This is a genomic window from Companilactobacillus sp., assembly GCF_022484265.1.
In the GTDB taxonomy this organism is placed as follows: Bacteria; Bacillota; Bacilli; order Lactobacillales; family Lactobacillaceae; genus Companilactobacillus.
Map to the genome: position 1 here is coordinate 2,262,785 of NZ_JAKVLR010000001.1, position 18,999 is coordinate 2,281,783.

Sequence of the window (18,999 nt, forward strand, 5' to 3'; positions counted from 1 at the left end):
TTATAAATATATTTATATATGGGGGAAGTTATGACTGAATATGATAAAAGCTCGTTAAAAGTATTGTGCAAAATTGAAAATGAGGAATCGATAGATTTGTCAGGTGGCAAGCCCACAGCAAAAGTAAAAATATTATCCAATGATCCAAAATATGGCTTTGATTCTGATCATACAACGATAACTTTACAAACTGGATTTGAACCCTTAGAAAAGGAAACGCAACATGAATTGTGGCAACGTATTGGTGAGGGAAAAGTGATTGCTTGTTCTTTATCAAAGGGACGAGATCTTTATGCAAATGAAAAAACTGGTTCGAAATTGTTTGATACCGCTGATGATTTTACTAATGATGATGAATATTTAACATTTCCAATTTTTTTTCAAAGTGAAGATTATCCAACAGTCCAAAAATATATTTCAATGCTTAAAGAAGATGGTGGATTATATTCATATTTTTGGAAAGATGAGTATCCTTTAGCTAAAATAATTGTTTTTAAAACCAACGATTCAATATTTTATTTTGATGGAATTAATAAACAAGAAACAAATAACGATGGATTTACGAAATATTCAATTAAAAAAATTGAAAAACTAAAATTTAATCCCGAATTCTTCAACAAACATAGTTATTCGGTTGTACAATCTGACGAAGTTCAAAAAACAGCTGTTGGATTCATTAGCAAAAAATATTTTGATGAATCAATAGATGAAACTGAAGGACTATTGATTGACGATTTTAAGAGAGAAGCTTCAAAACAGGGACTTTATTATAGCGATGACGACCTGATTAACTTTCACACTGCAATGAAAAGTGATGGAATGGTCGTTTTAGCAGGACTAAGTGGTACGGGAAAAACACAAATGGTCCGTACCTATGCAAAGACATTGGGTATTGAAAATCGGACTATTTGTATTCCAGTCCAGTCATCATGGACGGATGATTCCGATTTGTTAGGTTTTATGAATTATCAAACTGGAAATTTTCAACCAGGTGATAGTGGATTAGCAGATATTTTGATTGATGGTTCTAAGACCAAAAATAAAAATAAGCTTTATATTGTTGAATTAGACGAAATGAATTTGGCTAAAGTTGAACACTATTTTGCACAATTTCTATCAGTACTGGAAATGGACGGTAAAGATCGAGAAATTACCTTATTCAGCGACGAAAATCATTTGAACGTATCTAAAAACGGATACCCTTCAAAGGTACATATTGGCAACAATATTATGTTTGTCGGAACAATTAACACTGATGAGTCCACTTACAAGTTTTCAGATAAAGTATTAGACCGTTCTAATGTAATCAGAATGAATATTATTCCATTTTATGAACCATATGAAAATCAAAAAAATCAAGAAAATAGAGATATTGATGATGATGAAAACATTAGGCTTGGTGCAGAATTAGTAAATCAACAAGACAATCAAGGAACTTATAGTTTGTCAGACTTTTATTTAATGAATGACTCTCTTTTCTACCACGAACCTGATACGGATGAACTGACTTTCCTTTGGAATATTCATGAAGCAATTAATTCAGCTGATCAAAATACCGGAATTGGTTGGAGAGTAGTTAAACAAATTGAAAACTATTTAGATAATCTTCCAAAGAACTTGGACGATGGAATTACTCGTGAAGATGGAATGGATTTTCAAATAAAACAAAGAATCCTTCCAAAGATTACCGGTTCAATTGATTTATTACGTAATTTAATAGGTGAAGATGTTGATAAGTATGTTCAGAAAGAAAAAATCCAACCTGAATATAAAGATAATTTGGGTACGTTAAGAAATATTTTGCAGTACGGAAAAGCCAAACCAGATGAAAACAATAAAGTATCTGTAAAAGATGCAACATTGAATTCAGAAGGAAAGGTAATGTTTCCTAAATATAATCAATCCATGGATGCTATCAATACTAAAGCAAAGGATTTGAACAATAATGAATTCACCATTTAAGGTTGATCCAACTCAAATTAGTTTTAGAATGCATGCAGAAGTGGACAATGAGGGAATAGATAAAGATTTTATTTTTACCTCAGACCGAAGTTGCATGGATCCTGTTTATCAATATGCATGTCGGATTCCTGAGTCGACAAATTTTTCAGTAGTGTTGGAAACAGATAATCCTAATGATGAATTATATATTGATGATTTTAATGAGACGGTCAGAGATGCTGATGTCGATCATCGAGATTTTCCAACCGATGGTAAAGGTTACCGTTATTCTCCGAATAAGATTGGATCTTCTGGACGGTATAAATGCTCTGTAAAAATTTTTAATAGAGGACGTAACGATCCTTACTATACTTTGAGCCCCGGTATGTATGGCTTAAGTGTAATTTCTAATGGAAGACGGTATTATTGTTCCATTGAAATAACTTTAAAGAATCTGATTTCGGATTCATCTTGGATAAATATGGAACATGACATTGATGAAAAAATAAGTCAATTGTCTCGTAGCTCAGTTAAAAATTATAATATGAAATTTGCTGTTACCGATCAACGCCGAAAGCAGGATCCTCAAGATGAGGCTGCAGCTGATGATTTGATTCAAAATTCCAAACAGTTGACAGCAAATTTGCAAAAATTGCCTGAAATTCTTAGGTTTCAAATAAGAAAAGATTATAAATGGAAAGACAACAAAAAAAGTATTCGCACTGATGCCAAGTCATTGAAAATGATGACCAGGTATCCTGAAAGGACTGCTAAAGAATCCTTTTCTAGATATAATGCTTTAGATTATGATATTAAAGCAAACCAGTACATTAAATTTTCAATTGAATATCTTGCTAGATTTGTGAACAAGCGGATAGATTATTATCAAAATATTTTAAAAAATGAATTGGATTTGATGAAAAATAATTCAAATCAAAACAACGGTTATTTATTTCAAAATGAGAAAGAAGAGCTAACGCAAAAGGTTAAACAGCTAACTCATATTCGTGCCGTTGCGAATCAAACTATCAGAAATAAAGTCTTTAAAGATGTTAAAAGTAAATTTCCAAATTCTATTCCAAAAACGATTATTCTAAATCCGGTGTATCGTAATATTTTCAATCAGTATGAGAATGTTAGAGTCAAAAAATACCAACTTTCATTAACTGAGACCAATAGGATCAATTGGAAACCAACACATGAAATCTATGAAATTTGGTCATGTTTGACTTTGGTGGATCTTTTCTTAAGTGACGGTTATAACATTGTTGAAGATTGGGATTTAGGGAATAGATATGATTCCATTCAACGTTTCACAGACGGTGCCAACATCACGATTGAAAATCCTGAAAAACACTATTTGCTTAAAATTACTTATAATCAGAGAATAGAAAATAATTCAGTGCCAAATTTTACCGCCAGTAGCAAACACAATTATCCTGACATCAGAATTGATATCAAAGTCAAGGATAATTACGTTGGATCAATTATTTTAGATACAAAGTATCGATCAATTTATCAAGTAGTACTTGGTAAAAAAGTAAACGAGTCGACGGAAGAAAATGGCTCTTCAAAATATGAAAAAGGTTCTTCAAATTTGGGACAATTGATTTCATATAAAGATTTTATAAGAAATAAAAAATTTGATTCAAAGGAAAAGACCGTTATTTGCGTATATGCGTTATTACCTGATATTCCCAAGAAAGTATGGGGGAGGTTAAAAGGTAAGATGGATTGGGTGGAAAAAGAAAAAGATGTATTCATAAAGCCATTTAAGCGAACTAACGAGGTTGATCCAATTAGCAGTGAGGATCGTGTTGAGGGTCACAATATCATCGAATGTATCAATACTGCAATTGACGAACGTGTTAAATCTCTGAAAAAAATTTAGAAAATATTAGCTATGATTCTGTTTTTAAGAATCATGGCTTTTTTACTATACCAATATCCCAAAAAATCAAACCAACCTAAAAATATATCATAAAAATGACATATACCAACCGAAATTAAAATTTCTATATGGAATAATTTTTTACCCCTTAATTTTTTCCCCTCAATGGTCTACAATTAAATTGTGAATGTAATCGCTTTCACAACGAACGACGTTTTATCCGGACAAGATTTTATCTAAAATCACAAGGGGGAAATATCATGAGTGACCGCAATACAGCAAATGTTTTATGGTTCGACGAACTACATCGATCAGATGTTAACTTAGTGGGTGGTAAATCATCCTCACTAGGAGAAATGACTTCTTCAATGGATGTACCAGTACCCTATGGTTATGCAACAACCGCTGCTGCCTATAGATATTTTATGGAAGCAACAGGATTGAACAAAAAAGTTAACGAGTTGTTAGATGGTCTTCAAGACTATGAAAATTCTGATCAACTCCGCGACACTTGTAAACAGATCCGTGATTTGATCGTGGGTGCTAAAATGCCAGATGATTTGGCAAAGGATATCAAGGATGCATATGCTTCATTGTCTGAAAAAGTTGGACAAGCAGATCCTTTCGTAGCCATCAGATCATCCGCTACAGCTGAAGATCTACCCGATGCATCATTTGCCGGACAACAGGAATCATATTTAAACATCAAGGGAGCAGATGACGTTGTAGATCGTGTTCAACAATGCTATTCATCATTATTTACTGACCGTGCAACTTACTATCGTCATAAACAACAATTCCCATATGAAAAAGTTGCTTTATCAGCAGCTATTCAAATGATGGTCTTTTCAAAATCATCAGGTGTTATGTTCTCTGTTAACGTTGCAAATGGTGACGATACAAAACTTGTTGTCGATTCAATTCGTGGATTAGGTGAATATATCGTTTTAGGTAAAGTTACACCTAACCACTTTGTAGTCGATAAGGAATCAATGAAGATCGTTGAAAAAAATGTTGTTAAACAAACAGTTGAATTAACACGTCTTCCAGGCGGTGGAACTAAAGAAGAAAAAGTTCCAGAAGATTTGCAAGACAAACAATCAATTACTGATGAACAAGTAATCGAATTGGCTGGCTATGTAAAGAAGATCGAAAAACATTACGGCTGCTACATGGACATGGAATTCGCTTTGGATTCCAATACAAACCGCTTGTGGATCGTTCAAGCACGGCCAGAAACTGTTTGGTCACAACGTAACAAGGATAAGAATAACGACGATGATGGGGATGAGAACGTGGTATCAGAATCAGATGCTAAAGTTATGGTACGTGGATTGCCAGCAAGTCCTGGACTATCAAGCGGTACAGTTCACGTAATCGATGATCCTAAGGATATCGATCAATTCAAACAAGGCGAAGTTCTGGTAACCGTCATGACATCTCCTGATTGGGTACCTGCAATGAAGAAAGCTGCAGCTATCATCACTAATAATGGTGGTATGACTTGTCACGCAGCTATCGTTTCTCGTGAAATGCAGATTCCATGTATCGTTGGTACTGAAAGTCGTGGTGCCACAGCTACAGACGTATTCAAGACTGGCGATGTAGTTACAGTTGATGCTAAAAATGGTGTAGTTTACGAAGGTAAAGTTTCTTCAATGCTTAAAAAAGCTGCTCCAGAACAAGCAGGCGGCCAAGTTGTGGCTGCTGAAACATTTGCTCCAACAGCCACACGTGTCATGATGAACTTAGGTGACCCTGACTTGGCAGAGAAGTACTCGACATTGCCAGCAGACGGTATTGGTCTAATGCGTGAGGAATTCTTGTGGACAACATTTATCCATGAACACCCACTATATCTCATTGACCAAGGCCATCCTGAAAAAGTTGTCGACATGCTATCGGCAGGTATTTCTAAGGTTGCTCGTGCAATGGCCCCTCGTCCAATGGTATTACGTCTTTCAGACTTCAAGTCAAGCGAATATCGTAATCTAAAAGGTGGAGACAAGTATGAACCAGAAGAACCAGCTGACTTATTAGGTTGGCGTGGCGCTTCACGTTACTACGATCCAAAATATATCAATGCCTTCAAGCTTGAATTGGAAGCTGTTAAAAAAGTTCGTGAAGAATACGGTTTGAAGAATTTGAACATTATGATTCCATTCGTCAGAACTGTTGAAGAAGCTAGAAAAGTTACAACAATTATTAAAGATCAAGGCTTAGTTCGTGGTCCTGACTTCAAGATCTACATGATGGCTGAAATTCCATCAAACATCATCCTGGCTGATCAATTTAACCAATATGTTGATGGCTACTCAATTGGTTCAAATGACCTTGCAATGTTGATCCTTGGATGCGATCGTAACAATGATACAGTTTCACCATTGTTTGACGAACGTAACTTAGCAGTTAAACGTGCAATCCGTCACTTGATCAAGGCAGCTCACAAAGATGGCAAGACAGTCTCAATTTGTGGTCAAGCTCCTTCAGAATATCCAGAATTTACAGACTTCTTGATCAGAAGCGGTATCGACTACGTTTCAGTTAACCCAGATATGGTTAAGGAAACAAAACGCAATGTCGCACACTTTGAACAACGTATCATGTTGGACAAGGCAACTGGCAGGGGTTTGCAAGATCCAACTGACTATGAATGGTAGTCAAATATTAATGTAAAAAATCGAGAGAACTGACTAGTCAAAGTTGGCTCTCTTTGATTTTTTACAGCTCGGGTTGGTTGATATGTATATCGCTACAAATATTTTTGACCATATGCTAGACTTAAATTAAACCAAATAAGCACTAGGGGTGTTTCCAAAGAAACTGAGATAGGCTATACCTGATCCCTTTGAACCTGTAAGTTAATGCTTGCGTAGGAAAGTGCGATAATCTGGGCAAACGTAAGCCACGATTCTAAATCCTACGATTAGAACCGTGGCTTTTTCTATAATCTGGAGGAAAAACATGCAAATCGATTTATTACAAAAGGTAAGAACTGATAATCCAATGGTGTTAAATATCGCAAACTCAGTAACTCAAGGCGACGTTGCAAATGCAATCAGCGCCATTGGTGCATCTCCATTAATGACTAACTATGACCAAGAATTGAAGACTTTGGCACAATTTGCCAACGGGATCTGTATCAATATTGGGACGTTAGACCAACGTCAAAACGAACTCAGCAAGTCGTTGCTCAAGTTAGCCAATGATTTTAACAAACCAGTTGTCCTTGATCCCGTGGGAATTGGAGCCGTACCTGAACGTTTGAACTTTGTTGAAGAACTATTTCAAGCTGGTAAACCCACGATCATTCGTGGAAATGCTGGAGAAGTTGCTAGTTTAGTGGGTGCATCGTGGTCTGCTAAGGGAATTGATTCGATCGATGATGGACAAAGCCAATCAGTTGATGAGATCGCTAAAGACTGTGCCAAAAAGTTCTCTTGCGTTACAGTCGTAACTGGTGTGACTGACACGATTGCTACAGATACCTCAATTGCCCATGTCTACAACGGCCACAAGATGTTTACGACTCGAGTGGGAACTGGTGACATGCTATCCAGCATAATTGCGGTATTTGCTGGTGTCTCTGATAATGATTACTTTGAAGCTGCCAAGATGGCTAGTCTGGTATTTAGTCTTTCTGGTGAATTAGTAATGAAGGAAAGTCCTAACATTGGACCATCAGAATTTGGCGGACGTTTGCTCGACCAACTTTATAACATTACAGTTGAAGATGTGAAGAAATGGGGTAAATACGATGAATGATATAAATAGTTTTCCTCAGACGCTAACGATTGCTGGAACTGACAGTGGTGGTGGTGCCGGAATCATGGCAGATATGAAAACGATGCAAGAATGTGGTGTTTTTTCAACGGCTGTCGTAGTTGCAGTTACCGCTCAAAACACAATTGGCGTGCAAGATTTTCAAGCATTATCTCCAAAGATGATCAACGAGCAGTTTGACTCGATCCATGACGACTTTGAGATCAAAGCTTGCAAGACAGGGATGCTCGCAGATGCAGAGCACGTGGAATTAGTGTATAACAACTTGAACAAATATGATTTTGGCCCATTTGTGCTTGATCCAGTTATGATTGCTAAAGGTGGAGCCCAGCTGATTTCTGATGAGGGAATCGATCTGATCAAAACTAAATTGATCAAATTAGCAACGCTCGTAACGCCCAATATGCCTGAAGCTGAGGCTTTGATTGGTTCAAAGATCGAAAGCCAAAGCGGTATGCTAGTTGCTGCCAAGAAAATTCAGAAGCTTGGTGCCAAGAACGTCTTGATCAAAGGAGGTCATGGCGATTCTGAAATGGTTAGAGATATCGTCTTGCTTGAAAATGGCGACAGTTTTTGGATGAATTCCAAACGAGTGCACACAGTTAGAACTCACGGAACTGGCGATACAATTTCTTCAGCCATTGTGTCACGCTTGGCACTAGGCGATTCGATGAAGGATGCCATTTTATTTGGTAAAGATTTTGTCGAGGCAGCTATCAAAAATACTATTCAAGTGGGACATGGTCATGGTCCATTAAATCATTGGGCTTATAATAAGGAGCACGATAAAGATGAAGTTTGATCCAGATATGTTGAAGGCTTATTTTGTCTGTGGAAGTCAGGACTTAATAGGTCAGGATTTTGAAAAGCTATTAGAACAGTGTATTGAAAGTGGCATCACGGCGTTTCAATACCGAGATAAAGGAAACTCAAAATTGACTGATGCTCAAAGATTAGACCTTGGTAGAAGTTTGCAGGAGATCTGTAAAGCTACCCACGTGCCATTTATCGTTGATGATGATGTTCAGATGGCCAACGCACTCAACGCTGACGGTGTTCACGTGGGTCAAAAAGACGAACGGATCACCAAAGTTGTTCAAGAAGCAGCTCCAGGAATGATCATTGGGCTCTCTTGTCAAACCGTCGAACAAGTTCATCAAGCTAATAAGATTGATCGAATTGACTATATCGGTGCTGGTCCAATTTTTCCAACTTCTTCTAAAAATGATGCAGTGGCTCCAATGGGGTTACCTCTGATGAAAGAAATGTCTCAAGTAAGTCGGGTGCCGTTCGTTGCCATTGGTGGAATCGACGATGAAAATGTCTACGACCTGAAGCCCAATGGGGCAGTCGGTGCTGCTTTTATTTCTTTGGTCACGAAGTCAAACGATGTCGACCGAACTATCAAGAATGTTTTGAATGCATTTGCTTAGCATACCTAGTGCATCTGCTTTTTTCGTGGTTAAATTGTAGTAGTACGGGTAAGGAGTTCAATATGCGAAAAACGTTAGAAATGCTGGGCGGCGGTGCCTTGAATTTAGTGGCCAACGCTGGCGTAGCGATACCATATTTCTTTGCATTAATGCTATACAATCAACACAAAACTGAGCCAGTCTTTGCACTGCCATTTTTGATGCTTTATACCTTTAGATGTATCGGAATGTTGTTGACGTCTCAGATTAAAAAGTCAGCTTCAACGATGCTCAATGTTTCCAACTTGTTTGGGGTAATCGGTTCAATTGCACTGATGTTTTCTGGACAAGCATTCTTCGGCGTTCTTGGAGGAATTCTTTTAGGATTGTCATCATCTTGGACTTGGCCTTATTTTTTAACGATGAGGTCTCGTGGAAAACTTGATAATGAGTTTTCCATGGATAAGAAGCAATTGGCTTCATCCGGCGTAACGCTACTTATTTTATTGCTAGTGAGTTGGTGGGCAACGAAGACCAACGATATGGCGCTAGCGTTTGCCTTTTTAGCGGTCATGTTCTTATTGTCTTGGGTCGGTGGAGTCTTCATGAAACAAGAGATCGACTTTTATCATAACGACGATTACAAAGCGAAATTCGTTTCGCCAAGTCGAGTGATCCTCAATTTGGTTTACTTAACGATCTTAGTTATCTTAATGTTTTCAATCAGATATTCACGACTAACGACCACCTCGCATTATGTCGACTTGATCATGTGCATATTTGCAGCGATTGTCTTTGGAATGTTGATCTATTACCAACTAGGACTGCATAAACGAATTTTTCCATTAAGCCTTGGTGCCATCAATCGTGGGATCGTCATGAACTTTTTATTGCTATATTCTTCGTTTGATAGCACGCTACGGTTTGGTTTCAATTCCATGGTCATCGTGTTTGTCATCTATTTATTGGGATTTGAATTAGGACCAATGATCTTGAAAAAACATGTTGAGTTGAGATTTCCGCTGTTGCTGATTGGACTTCTTTTGTCATTGTTCAACTTTGCACCAATTTACTTTATTGGACTGTTATTCTGTGCAATCTTTGTCGGAGCCGACAATGTGATCTTAAACAACTCATTGTATAGCCATCCTAATTTAGATGGAGAAAGAGCATTTTTGATCAAGTATCAGTTGTCCAGTGTGGGTAACATCTCGCAACAATTGATCTACATGACGGCTATTTATATTCTCAGTTACTTCAATAACTTGAACGTTCTGTCATTTTTCAACAGTACCGTAAAGGGTGCGACATATTCAATGCTTACGGGATTGCATACCGGGATCACACTAGAGATATTCGTCATCTCAAGTATTACTTACTACTGTATTTGGAAATTCTATCCAAAAAATCAATTATCATAAATTTTCTAAGCTACCCAATAATTTTGGGTAGCTTTTTGTATACATTCATTTGTTAAAAAAATTAAATATTCCATGAACTAATTGATAACGTTCTTTACTTTTGCGCGTCTACAATATAGTTGAATCAATCGAGGACTATATTTACATTTACGCAATCATTGAGGAGGTGATTGTTCATGAGAAATAGATTGAAATTGATTCTTCTTTCAGCTCTAGCCTTTATTTTGGCAGTAATTGGATTTAGTTTTGCCAATACAGCTCAAGCTGCTGTGATTCCAGTAACTGGTTCTGATGCTGCGAATGCATTGATCAACCAAGGTAATTTCAATAGTTCAACTCAAATTGAAGATTGGGAAACAGTGCATGTTGGGTATAACTGGAGTATTCCTGACGGCGTACAAATAAACGCTGGGGATACCGCAACGTTTACTTTACCTAGTAACGTTGCTCCAATAGCTGATTTGTCATTTGATGTCCTTGATAGCGAAGGCAATGTAATTGGTACTTTTGCAATTGCTAAAGGATCTCAAACAGGTACTTTAACTTTCAAGACAATACCAACTGACATTTCTAACCGTCATGGTACCTTAGGCTTTTCAGCAAATGGTACTTATCACAATACTGAAAATCCCAATGACTTTATCCTTAATAAATATGGTTGGGTAAGCAATCAATACATGGGTTCTAATACGAGTCCTGCTACGACAGGTGTAACCACTTTATCAGGTGAAACTGCATCTGGCGAGGAAACTCCTACTAGATTGACTTGGAATGTTGCTTTTAACTCAACTGGTAAAACAATGACTAATGTCACATTAACTGATACTTTGGGTCCAAATCAGACCTTCGTTCCTGGATCAGTTTATGCTGAAACTGGTTATTATTTGAACGGTTCATTCGTCGCTACTGGTACGATTTCACCTTCAAGCGTAACTGTTAACGGCAATCAAATTATTATGAAGTTTCCTGAAGTCACAAGTATTGTCAACTTGACGTATCAAGTTGACGTTTCAAACGTTGATCCCAATACCATCAACACTTGGCATAACGATGTTTTGCTACAATCTGATCAAGTAAGTAGTGAAGCTAGTCACGACATCACTTGGGGTGGCAATGGTACTGGTACTGGTGACCAAAACGGTAGCGTTATTTTGACCAAGACTAATACCGCCAATGGACAACCTATTCCTGGAGCAGTCTTTGAACTTTTGGACTCACAAGGTAACGTTGTTCAACAAAATTTGAATACTGATGAAAATGGTCAAATTCAGATCAATGGTCTTGCACCTGGAGATTATGTCTTAGTTGAAACTGGTGTACCAGACGGATTCCAGACTAGCAACAATATCGAGTATCCATTTACGGTCGTTGCTGGACAGACAGCTAAGATCAGTGCAACTAATACCCCTGATCCAGTTCTTCCAAACACAGGTACAGTTGACTTAGTCAAGACTGATGCTGAAACTGGCATGACATTAGCAGGCGCAATGTACAATTTGCTTGATGCTAATAAAAATGTCATTTCAACGCAATTAGTAACCAATTCAGACGGCATGCTTTCATTGCCTGGACTAGAACCAGGTACTTATTATCTAGATGAGATCTCAGCTCCAACTGGATATGAGATCAATTCAGAACCAATTGAATTTACGATCACTACAGGTGAAACAACTACAGTAAATGCTAAAGATGTTAAAACTGGTTTACCCGTTCCACCAGTTGTTACACCTCCAACAACTGAGCCACCAGTGGTTGAACCTGGCACTGGTACAGCTCAAATCATGAAGATTGATGCCTTAACAAATCAACCTTTAGCAAATGCCGTATTTGATCTGTATGATTTGAAAGATAACTTGCTGCAATCTGGACTAACAACTAATGAATTAGGTATCTTATCAATCGTTGATCTTCAACCTGGCACCTATAAGTTAGTTGAAACAACAGCCCCAGAGGGTTACCAATTAGATTCTGATCCAATTCAATTTACGATCGACTCTAATGAAACAACAACGATTTATGTTCGTGATTCTCAATACGGAGATCCAGGTGTTCCACCAACTGTTGAAGAACCAGAACCACCAACAGAACCTGGTACAACAGAACCTGGTGTTACAGAGCCCGGAACCACAGAACCTGGCACAACAGAACCTGGCGTAACAGAACCTGGTACTACTGAACCCGGTACAACAGAGCCTGGTACAACAAATCCTGCTGCACCTGAACCTGAGATTCCTTCTGTTCCAACACCCGGTGAATCAAATCAAAGCAATAACAACAATGCAGGTGGGTCCAGTGCTGTAAATCCTGGAGCTACAATTCCTGCAGGCAAACCATCAACTGGCTCAGCTAGTTCAACTGGACAAGCTAGTGGTACCGGAATTAACAAGGGTACCGGTCTGGGAGTATTTCCACAAACTGGTAACGTTGTAAGCATCGGTGCAATTATTGCCGGAATCGTCTTAGGATTATTCGCAATTTTGAGAACAATTTCGTTAAGAAGACGTAAAAATTAAAATATAGTTTCAAAAATATCCCTTAGAGAATTTCTCCGAGGGATATTTTTTTGTTAAATTATGTAAAAATTTTCTTGTATTAATGATTTTTTTGCCGATAACAAGGATTTTATAATGAAATTGTTCAAAAAAGAGAGAAGAAAATTCTCAGGAGGCGATTGTGGTGAAAAAGTTGAACAAACCAACTTTCCTTTTGATCATTGGGATCGTTTTAGCAATCGTAACTTTTTTAACATCATTTAAACCGACTCAAGCTGCAGAAGTCAACATGAGTGGAATTACTACTGAAGATGCAGTTTTGACCGATTCAAACGGTAACGATATTACTAATTCTGATCAACTGAATCCTGATCAAACATACAAAGCAACTTATAATTGGACGATTTCAAATGGGCAAGTTATTTCAAACGGAGATACAGCAACTTTACAATTGCCGAAAAATGTATCTACCGATACGAATTTAATAATTTCTGTCAAAGATGCTAGTGGCAATTATTTAGGAACTTTGACGATTCCTAAAGATAGTACAACTGGAACCATTTTGTTCTCTCAACCTATCAGTAGTGCAGATAATGATATTCAGGGAATAATTTCGTTTTCAGTCGTTCCAAATTCAAATACAACCAATGAAGAACCAAATACGACTGATCTAGCTGATAATGAATCAGATAAAACTACCAGCCCAGCACCGGATACAAGTACAAACAACGATGTGGATTCAACTCAGAACACTAACGCAGCCGATAACGACCCCGTGGTTGAAAAAAGCACTACGCCAGCCAGGATCTTTGTTGGCGATCCAATTTTAGTTGGGGATGGTCCCGAGACTCCATCCGTTGCTAATAACAGTGGGCTCTCAAGTTCCGCGGTCAATCCAACACATGCGACTGTTTTTCCAGCTCTGACAAATAAGTTGCCTCAAGCTGGAAACAAATCTGATGACAATCTGACTTTTATTGGTATGGGATTATTGATCTTGGTCACAGGTATTTCGTATTTAATTTGGCGTCGTAAGAAAATCGATTAATTATGTAACAGCAAAAGGGTTTTGTTCAAATTATGTAAATTATAATTTTATTCAATGAGTATTTTGGTACAAAAAAGTAATTATACTATTGAGTTGAACCATAAATTATATGATTTTGGAGGCGATCCGATGAGACGGAAATCCTATAGTTGGTTAATATCAATAGTTTCTTTGGTATTAGCATTAATTTCATTAGGTATTTTCAGTATTAACACTTCTCAAGCTGCCACGATCCCAATGACTGGGACTTCAGCGGCAGATGCCACAATTTATGATTCGAATGGGAATCAAGTTTCCAATTCTAACAGCTTAATGACCTATCAAACTTTTAAAGTTAGTTATGATTGGACAATTCCTAGTGGGCAGACAATCGCCAACGGCGATACCGCCTCTGTTCAGTTACCTAGTAATGTGGTTACCCAGACTGATTTAAGCGTTCCTATCATTGATAAGGCAGGAAATAATATTGGTACATTTACAGTCACTAAAAATTCTCAGACTGGTACCATCACATTCAATCAAAATTTGGCCGCAACTGATTCGCCAAGAATCGGGACATTAGTTTTTTACGCAAATGGTAATAATGCATCTGACGTAAATAACGTTCAATTTGTCGTAAACAAGTACGGCTGGATCAGTGGCACTACCAATGGTACTGAACCAACAACGTTAACTTGGAATATTGCCTTAAATTCGGCTGGCAATAGTTTAACCAATGTCAAATTAGTTGATGCTATGGGACCAAATCAGACGTTTGTCCCTGGCTCAGTTAGTGCGCAAACAGGTTATTATTCTTCAACTGGTACCTTTGTCAATCAAGGTAGTATTTCACCAACAGTCACCCAAAACGGCAATGTGATCACCATGAATTTTGGCTCGATCAATAAAGCAATCAACTTAGTTTATCAAGCCAATGTTTCAAATCTTGATACGGTCAATGCAAATTCCTGGAGCAATTCAGTTAATATGACCTCTGATCAAGAATCTGGTTCTTCCAGTCATCAAATTGATTGGGGTGGTTTAGGAACCGAGATGTCTAACGGTGGGGTTTATTTGAAAGTAACAAGTAGTAAAGATTCTTCAGCGTTAGCCAATGCAGTTTACAATTTGCAAAATTCCAGCGGCACTGCAATTCAAAATAAATTGACCACTAATTCTGATGGCCAGATTGCAGTTAACAATTTGACGCCGGGACAATATTCATTTGTTGAAACTAAAGCACCTACTGGCTATACATTAAATGCCACGACAATTCCATTTACGATTGTTTCCGGACAAACTAGTCCAGTGCAAGTCTCAACTACGAATACACCAGTTGCCACAACAGATCCGGTCGATCCGCCAGCAACTAATACTGATCCGATAGATCCACCAACAGATCCAGTCGATCCTCCGACAGTAACGACAGATCCTAAAAATCCTGCTACTGACCCAGTGGACCCACCGGCAACTAATACGGATCCAGTTGATCCACCAACAGATCCAGTTGATCCACCGGCAGCAACGACAGATCCTAAAGATCCTGCTACCGACCCAGTTGATCCACCAGCAACAACGACCGATCCAGCTGATCCAACCACTACGACTGATCCGAAGACTACTACGACCGATCCAGCTGACCCAGTGATCACCGATCCTAGTGATCCAGCTCCAGCTTCCATGTCAAAAACGACTAGTTCATCAGTTGGATTGATCGATCCACCAGCAACTAATGCTGATCCTACAACTGATACAACAAGTTCTACGCCTGCTTCAACTAGCAAAACTACTAAAGCTACTGTAACGACAACGGCTCATGTTCCAGTATCTGGTGCAACAAGTGCTGTGACGCCAACTTATAATGCGGGACAAAAGGTTTATAACCCAATGAGTAGTGGATACAATGACAATAGTCCATTGTCAGCTACGAATGCTAAATTCCCACAAACAGGTAACAGTAATGACGGAGTGCTTGAAACTATCGCCGGAATTTTAGTTTTGATGATTCTAGGTAGCGAATGGTTCTTTTGGAGACAGAGAAAAGGTTAAGAACTTAAATAATAAATAGTTTTGAATATAAAGGTTGTGACTCCTTGGAGTTGCAACCTTTTTGTATGAAAAAAACATTAAAATGTAAAACGTTTACATATTACAATTCGAACAAAATTCCGGAAATCGGACAAGAATCGTTTTTTAAAGTAGTAGACTAGTAGTTATAACTTACATATTGGGGATGCTATTCAGTTTTGAAAATAAAATCGATACTTTTAATTTTAATTCCAACTTTCTTATTCAGTTCGATGGAAATTGCCTTAAAGATCGCCGGAGGATCTTTTAACCCCATTGAATTGAACTTTATTCGTTTCTTGATCGGGGGATTAGCTCTACTACCATTTGCCTGGGCTTATCTGAGAAAACACAGTATTTTGCTATCAAAGACGGACTTATTGAGATGTGCAGCCACGGGTTTTGTCATTGTTGTTGTCAGCATGTCGCTTTATCAACTATCAATTCAACTAACGGATGCTTCAATTGTTGCTATCATGTTGAGTGCCAATCCAATCTTTGGCTTGATCATCGGCTTTATTTTCTTAAAAGAGAAATTATCACGTACAAATATTTTTGCCTTAGTTTTAACTTTGATTGGACTTTTGGTCATCATTGACCCATTCCACTTAAAAAATCCGATCGGTATTACTTTAGGATTATTGTCATCAATTATTTTTGGTGTCTACGGTGTCATGTCGCGTGTCCACAGTCACAAAATTGGTATCAATGCTTTAACTATGACTTGTTTGTCATTCTTGTTTGGTGCTGGGGAATTAGCAATTTTGATGGGACTTAGTCATACCGGATTAGCTTCATTTATTCCAAAGAATTACAGCGAATTCGTTAATATCCCATTTTTCCAAGGAATCACATGGTCAACTTTGCCATTGATACTTTATATTTCAGTCTTAGTTACTGGTGCTGCGTTTGGATTGTACTTCGTTGCCATGGACGAAGTTGGAGTTGTTCAAGCTTCGTTGATTTTCCTAGTAAAACCTGCGTTAGCTCCAATTTTAGCTTTAGGAGTGTTGGGCGAAGCCATCGTTCCAAGAACGATCGTTGGTATCGTTATTATCTTATTAGGTTCAGCAATTACACTTGTTGGTGCCAAAATCGCTTACGGAGTTATCTCGATTTTTATCAGTGATTCCAAGAAACCTAAAGAAGAAGTTGAACGTCAGATGGAACGTGATATGGAAAATCTTCCTTCAGACGACCAACCAAATAAAAATAAACTAACTGCTAAAATTCATGATCAACTTGAAAATCAAAAAGAAGTTCAAGCTGAATTAAAAGAAGAAATTCAAAGTCATCGTTCTTCGATGCAAGAACAGAAAAACTAAAAAAATGTCCGCTAATTCCAACAATTAGCGGACATTTTTCGTATGTTAGTCTTTTTCACCTTGTTTGATAAAGTATTCGAAAATGCGACTCTTAGTGATTTTTCCAATCACTTTAGTATTTTCAGTTGTGTCAACGACGGGTAATGAGTCGACCTCGTGTTCTAGCAATAACTTTCCGACACTCATGATCGACATGTCAGGAGTGACTGTGATCAAGTTCGGCATCCGTGTCATGACCATGCTGGCGACCATTGACTCAGTATCGGAATTATTCACGGTAACTGCTAGCAAGTCTTTTCTTGAAATCAAACCTAATAAGTTTTGATCAGAGTCGACGACGTAAAGTGAACCTGTATCCTTTAAAAAGAGGTTATTGACGCACTCTTGTAAAGTAGTATTGGGTTCGACTAGAGCAGGTTTTTTCACGATATCGTTGATTTTTTGCTCGTATAAATTAGCATAGTTGACTTGGGTATTTTTAAGTCCAGTATATTCATAGCCGACTTTGGGACGAGAGCCTAAAATACCCACAGCTGTCAGCAGTCTCAAGTCGCCACGGATGGTAGGGATGCTGAGTCCTAGCTGGTTAGCGATTTGCTCACTAGTTAGTGGACTAGTCTTTTTAGTCATTGCAATAATTTCTTGTTGTCTAGTAGTTAATTCCATTTTAATTCCCCGGTGCGTTTGTTTAAATTTGTAATCGACTTTAATTATATATGTAATAACATATTGTGGCAATAATACGTTATATATATCATTAATTGATAAAATTAATATGAAATTATTTTCAACCACTCACTGAAAAAATTCGACATATTTAATCTTTTTTCACGGATTATATTGACCTGTTAAGCATTAAGATTAGAATAAAAATTGTATTCAATAAAAGTAAATTAATAGTTGATCGGAGAGTAAATTGATGAAATATTTGAGTAAAAAGCAAGAACGGGAGTTATATCTTCCTACTACTACACCCAAAATCGTCAATGTCCCAGGCCAAAAATTCATTTCTTTGCACGGAGTCGGCGACCCAAACGGCCCAGAATTCAAAGAAAAGATGGAAACTTTATTCCCTGTAGCATATGGACTGAAGGCTGCTTATCGTAAATATTGCGAAGGAAAAGACGTTGAGTTTGATGACTACGTTGTTTTTCCACTTGAGGGAGTATGGTCTCTGACTGAGGCTGGTCAAAAGTTAGATCATCTCGACAAAAATGAATTCGAATACGATGTAATGATTCGTATTCCCGACTTTTTCCCAGCTGATTTAATTGAACCTAGTATTGAAGAAATCAAATCGAAGAAGCATCTGAAATTGATCAACGACTTAGAGATCAAAGAATATCCTGCTATTGAGGCGGTCGAAGTTTTGCACGTCGGTAAATACGATGATGAACCTGCAAGTTTTGCCAAGATGGATAAATTGGTTTCCGAACAAGGCAAACAGCGTGCTTCAATGATTCATCGCGAGATTTATTTATCAGATGCCAGACGGGTTGAACCAGAAAGATTAAAGACAGTTTTGCGTTATGAAATAAAATAATTATTTTTTTAAACAAATCTGTTGATAAATGATTCAATACCTGCTATTCTCTATCGTGGACTTAGTAATTATTACTATTAAACATGACTTCCCATTA

13 protein-coding genes and 1 riboswitch are annotated in these 18,999 nt (G+C 37.7%); of the genes, 12 read left to right on the plus strand and 1 reads right to left on the minus strand.

Annotated elements, in window-relative coordinates; genetic code table 11:
• Positions 1-30: 30 nt before the first annotated feature.
• From LKF16_RS10830 to LKF16_RS10880, 11 genes are all read left to right on the plus strand, one after another.
• Positions 31-1,962, plus strand: a complete 1,932-nt coding sequence (locus LKF16_RS10830; protein WP_291471550.1) for an McrB family protein — start codon at positions 31-33, stop codon at positions 1,960-1,962.
• Positions 1,946-3,832: a nuclease domain-containing protein gene (locus LKF16_RS10835; RefSeq protein WP_291471549.1), complete on the plus strand. Its 1,887-nt coding sequence runs from the start codon at positions 1,946-1,948 to the stop codon at positions 3,830-3,832. Before LKF16_RS10830 ends, LKF16_RS10835 begins: the two co-directional genes overlap by 17 nt.
• 260 nt (positions 3,833-4,092) lie before the next feature.
• Entirely contained in the window at positions 4,093-6,492 is a 2,400-nt protein-coding gene (gene ppsA / locus LKF16_RS10840; protein ID WP_291471548.1) for a phosphoenolpyruvate synthase, read from the plus strand.
• Between the two features lie 134 nt (positions 6,493-6,626).
• A riboswitch (TPP riboswitch) is annotated at positions 6,627-6,728 on the plus strand.
• A gap of 68 nt (positions 6,729-6,796) precedes the next feature.
• Positions 6,797-7,597, plus strand: a complete 801-nt coding sequence (gene thiM, locus LKF16_RS10845) for a hydroxyethylthiazole kinase (protein WP_291471547.1) — start codon at positions 6,797-6,799, stop codon at positions 7,595-7,597.
• Positions 7,590-8,417, plus strand: a complete 828-nt coding sequence (thiD, locus tag LKF16_RS10850) for a bifunctional hydroxymethylpyrimidine kinase/phosphomethylpyrimidine kinase (protein ID WP_291471545.1) — start codon at positions 7,590-7,592, stop codon at positions 8,415-8,417. Before thiM ends, thiD begins: the two co-directional genes overlap by 8 nt.
• Positions 8,407-9,048 (plus strand): thiamine phosphate synthase, encoded by a 642-nt coding sequence (gene thiE, locus LKF16_RS10855; protein WP_363305649.1) that lies wholly within the window; start codon positions 8,407-8,409, stop codon positions 9,046-9,048. Before thiD ends, thiE begins: the two co-directional genes overlap by 11 nt.
• 62 nt (positions 9,049-9,110) lie before the next feature.
• Complete coding sequence (locus LKF16_RS10860; RefSeq protein ID WP_291471543.1) at positions 9,111-10,448, plus strand: hypothetical protein; 1,338 nt, start codon at positions 9,111-9,113, stop codon at positions 10,446-10,448.
• A gap of 176 nt (positions 10,449-10,624) precedes the next feature.
• The gene (locus LKF16_RS10865; RefSeq protein ID WP_291471541.1) at positions 10,625-12,961 is read left to right on the plus strand and encodes a SpaA isopeptide-forming pilin-related protein; all 2,337 of its coding nucleotides are present in this window, start codon (positions 10,625-10,627) and stop codon (positions 12,959-12,961) included.
• A gap of 163 nt (positions 12,962-13,124) precedes the next feature.
• On the plus strand, positions 13,125-13,988 hold the full coding sequence (locus LKF16_RS10870; protein ID WP_291471539.1) for an Ig-like domain-containing protein: 864 nt from the start codon (positions 13,125-13,127) through the stop codon (positions 13,986-13,988).
• 129 nt (positions 13,989-14,117) lie between these two features.
• On the plus strand, positions 14,118-16,016 hold the full coding sequence (locus LKF16_RS10875) for a SpaA isopeptide-forming pilin-related protein (protein WP_291471537.1): 1,899 nt from the start codon (positions 14,118-14,120) through the stop codon (positions 16,014-16,016).
• A gap of 197 nt (positions 16,017-16,213) precedes the next feature.
• Positions 16,214-17,359 carry a DMT family transporter gene (locus LKF16_RS10880; protein ID WP_291471535.1) on the plus strand — a complete coding sequence of 382 codons (1,146 nt, stop codon included), beginning with the start codon at positions 16,214-16,216 and terminating at the stop codon, positions 17,357-17,359.
• 45 nt (positions 17,360-17,404) lie between these two features.
• Here LKF16_RS10880 and LKF16_RS10885 read toward each other — a convergent pair whose 3' ends face one another.
• Positions 17,405-18,025 carry a CBS domain-containing protein gene (locus LKF16_RS10885; RefSeq protein WP_291471532.1) on the minus strand — a complete coding sequence of 207 codons (621 nt, stop codon included), beginning with the start codon at positions 18,023-18,025 and terminating at the stop codon, positions 17,405-17,407.
• A 253-nt stretch (positions 18,026-18,278) separates the two neighbouring features.
• Between LKF16_RS10885 and LKF16_RS10890 the strand changes: the two genes are divergently transcribed.
• Positions 18,279-18,902, plus strand: coding sequence for a GyrI-like domain-containing protein (locus LKF16_RS10890; protein WP_291471530.1), 624 nt, complete (start codon positions 18,279-18,281; stop codon positions 18,900-18,902).
• Positions 18,903-18,999 lie beyond the last annotated feature (97 nt).

Excerpts from the sequence above, each read along its gene's own strand:
- LKF16_RS10830 (WP_291471550.1), top strand. The coding sequence starts at position 31 with ATGACTGAATATGATAAAAGCTCGTTAAAAGTATTGTGCAAAATTGAA.
- LKF16_RS10835 (WP_291471549.1), top strand. The coding sequence starts at position 1,946 with ATGAATTCACCATTTAAGGTTGATCCAACTCAAATTAGTTTTAGAATG.
- ppsA (WP_291471548.1), top strand. The coding sequence starts at position 4,093 with ATGAGTGACCGCAATACAGCAAATGTTTTATGGTTCGACGAACTACAT.
- thiM (WP_291471547.1), top strand. The coding sequence starts at position 6,797 with ATGCAAATCGATTTATTACAAAAGGTAAGAACTGATAATCCAATGGTG.
- thiD (WP_291471545.1), top strand. The coding sequence starts at position 7,590 with ATGAATGATATAAATAGTTTTCCTCAGACGCTAACGATTGCTGGAACT.
- thiE (WP_363305649.1), top strand. The coding sequence starts at position 8,407 with ATGAAGTTTGATCCAGATATGTTGAAGGCTTATTTTGTCTGTGGAAGT.
- LKF16_RS10860 (WP_291471543.1), top strand. The coding sequence starts at position 9,111 with ATGCGAAAAACGTTAGAAATGCTGGGCGGCGGTGCCTTGAATTTAGTG.
- LKF16_RS10865 (WP_291471541.1), top strand. The coding sequence starts at position 10,625 with ATGAGAAATAGATTGAAATTGATTCTTCTTTCAGCTCTAGCCTTTATT.
- LKF16_RS10875 (WP_291471537.1), top strand. The coding sequence starts at position 14,118 with ATGAGACGGAAATCCTATAGTTGGTTAATATCAATAGTTTCTTTGGTA.
- LKF16_RS10885 (WP_291471532.1), bottom strand. The coding sequence starts at position 18,025 with ATGGAATTAACTACTAGACAACAAGAAATTATTGCAATGACTAAAAAG.
- LKF16_RS10890 (WP_291471530.1), top strand. The coding sequence starts at position 18,279 with ATGAAATATTTGAGTAAAAAGCAAGAACGGGAGTTATATCTTCCTACT.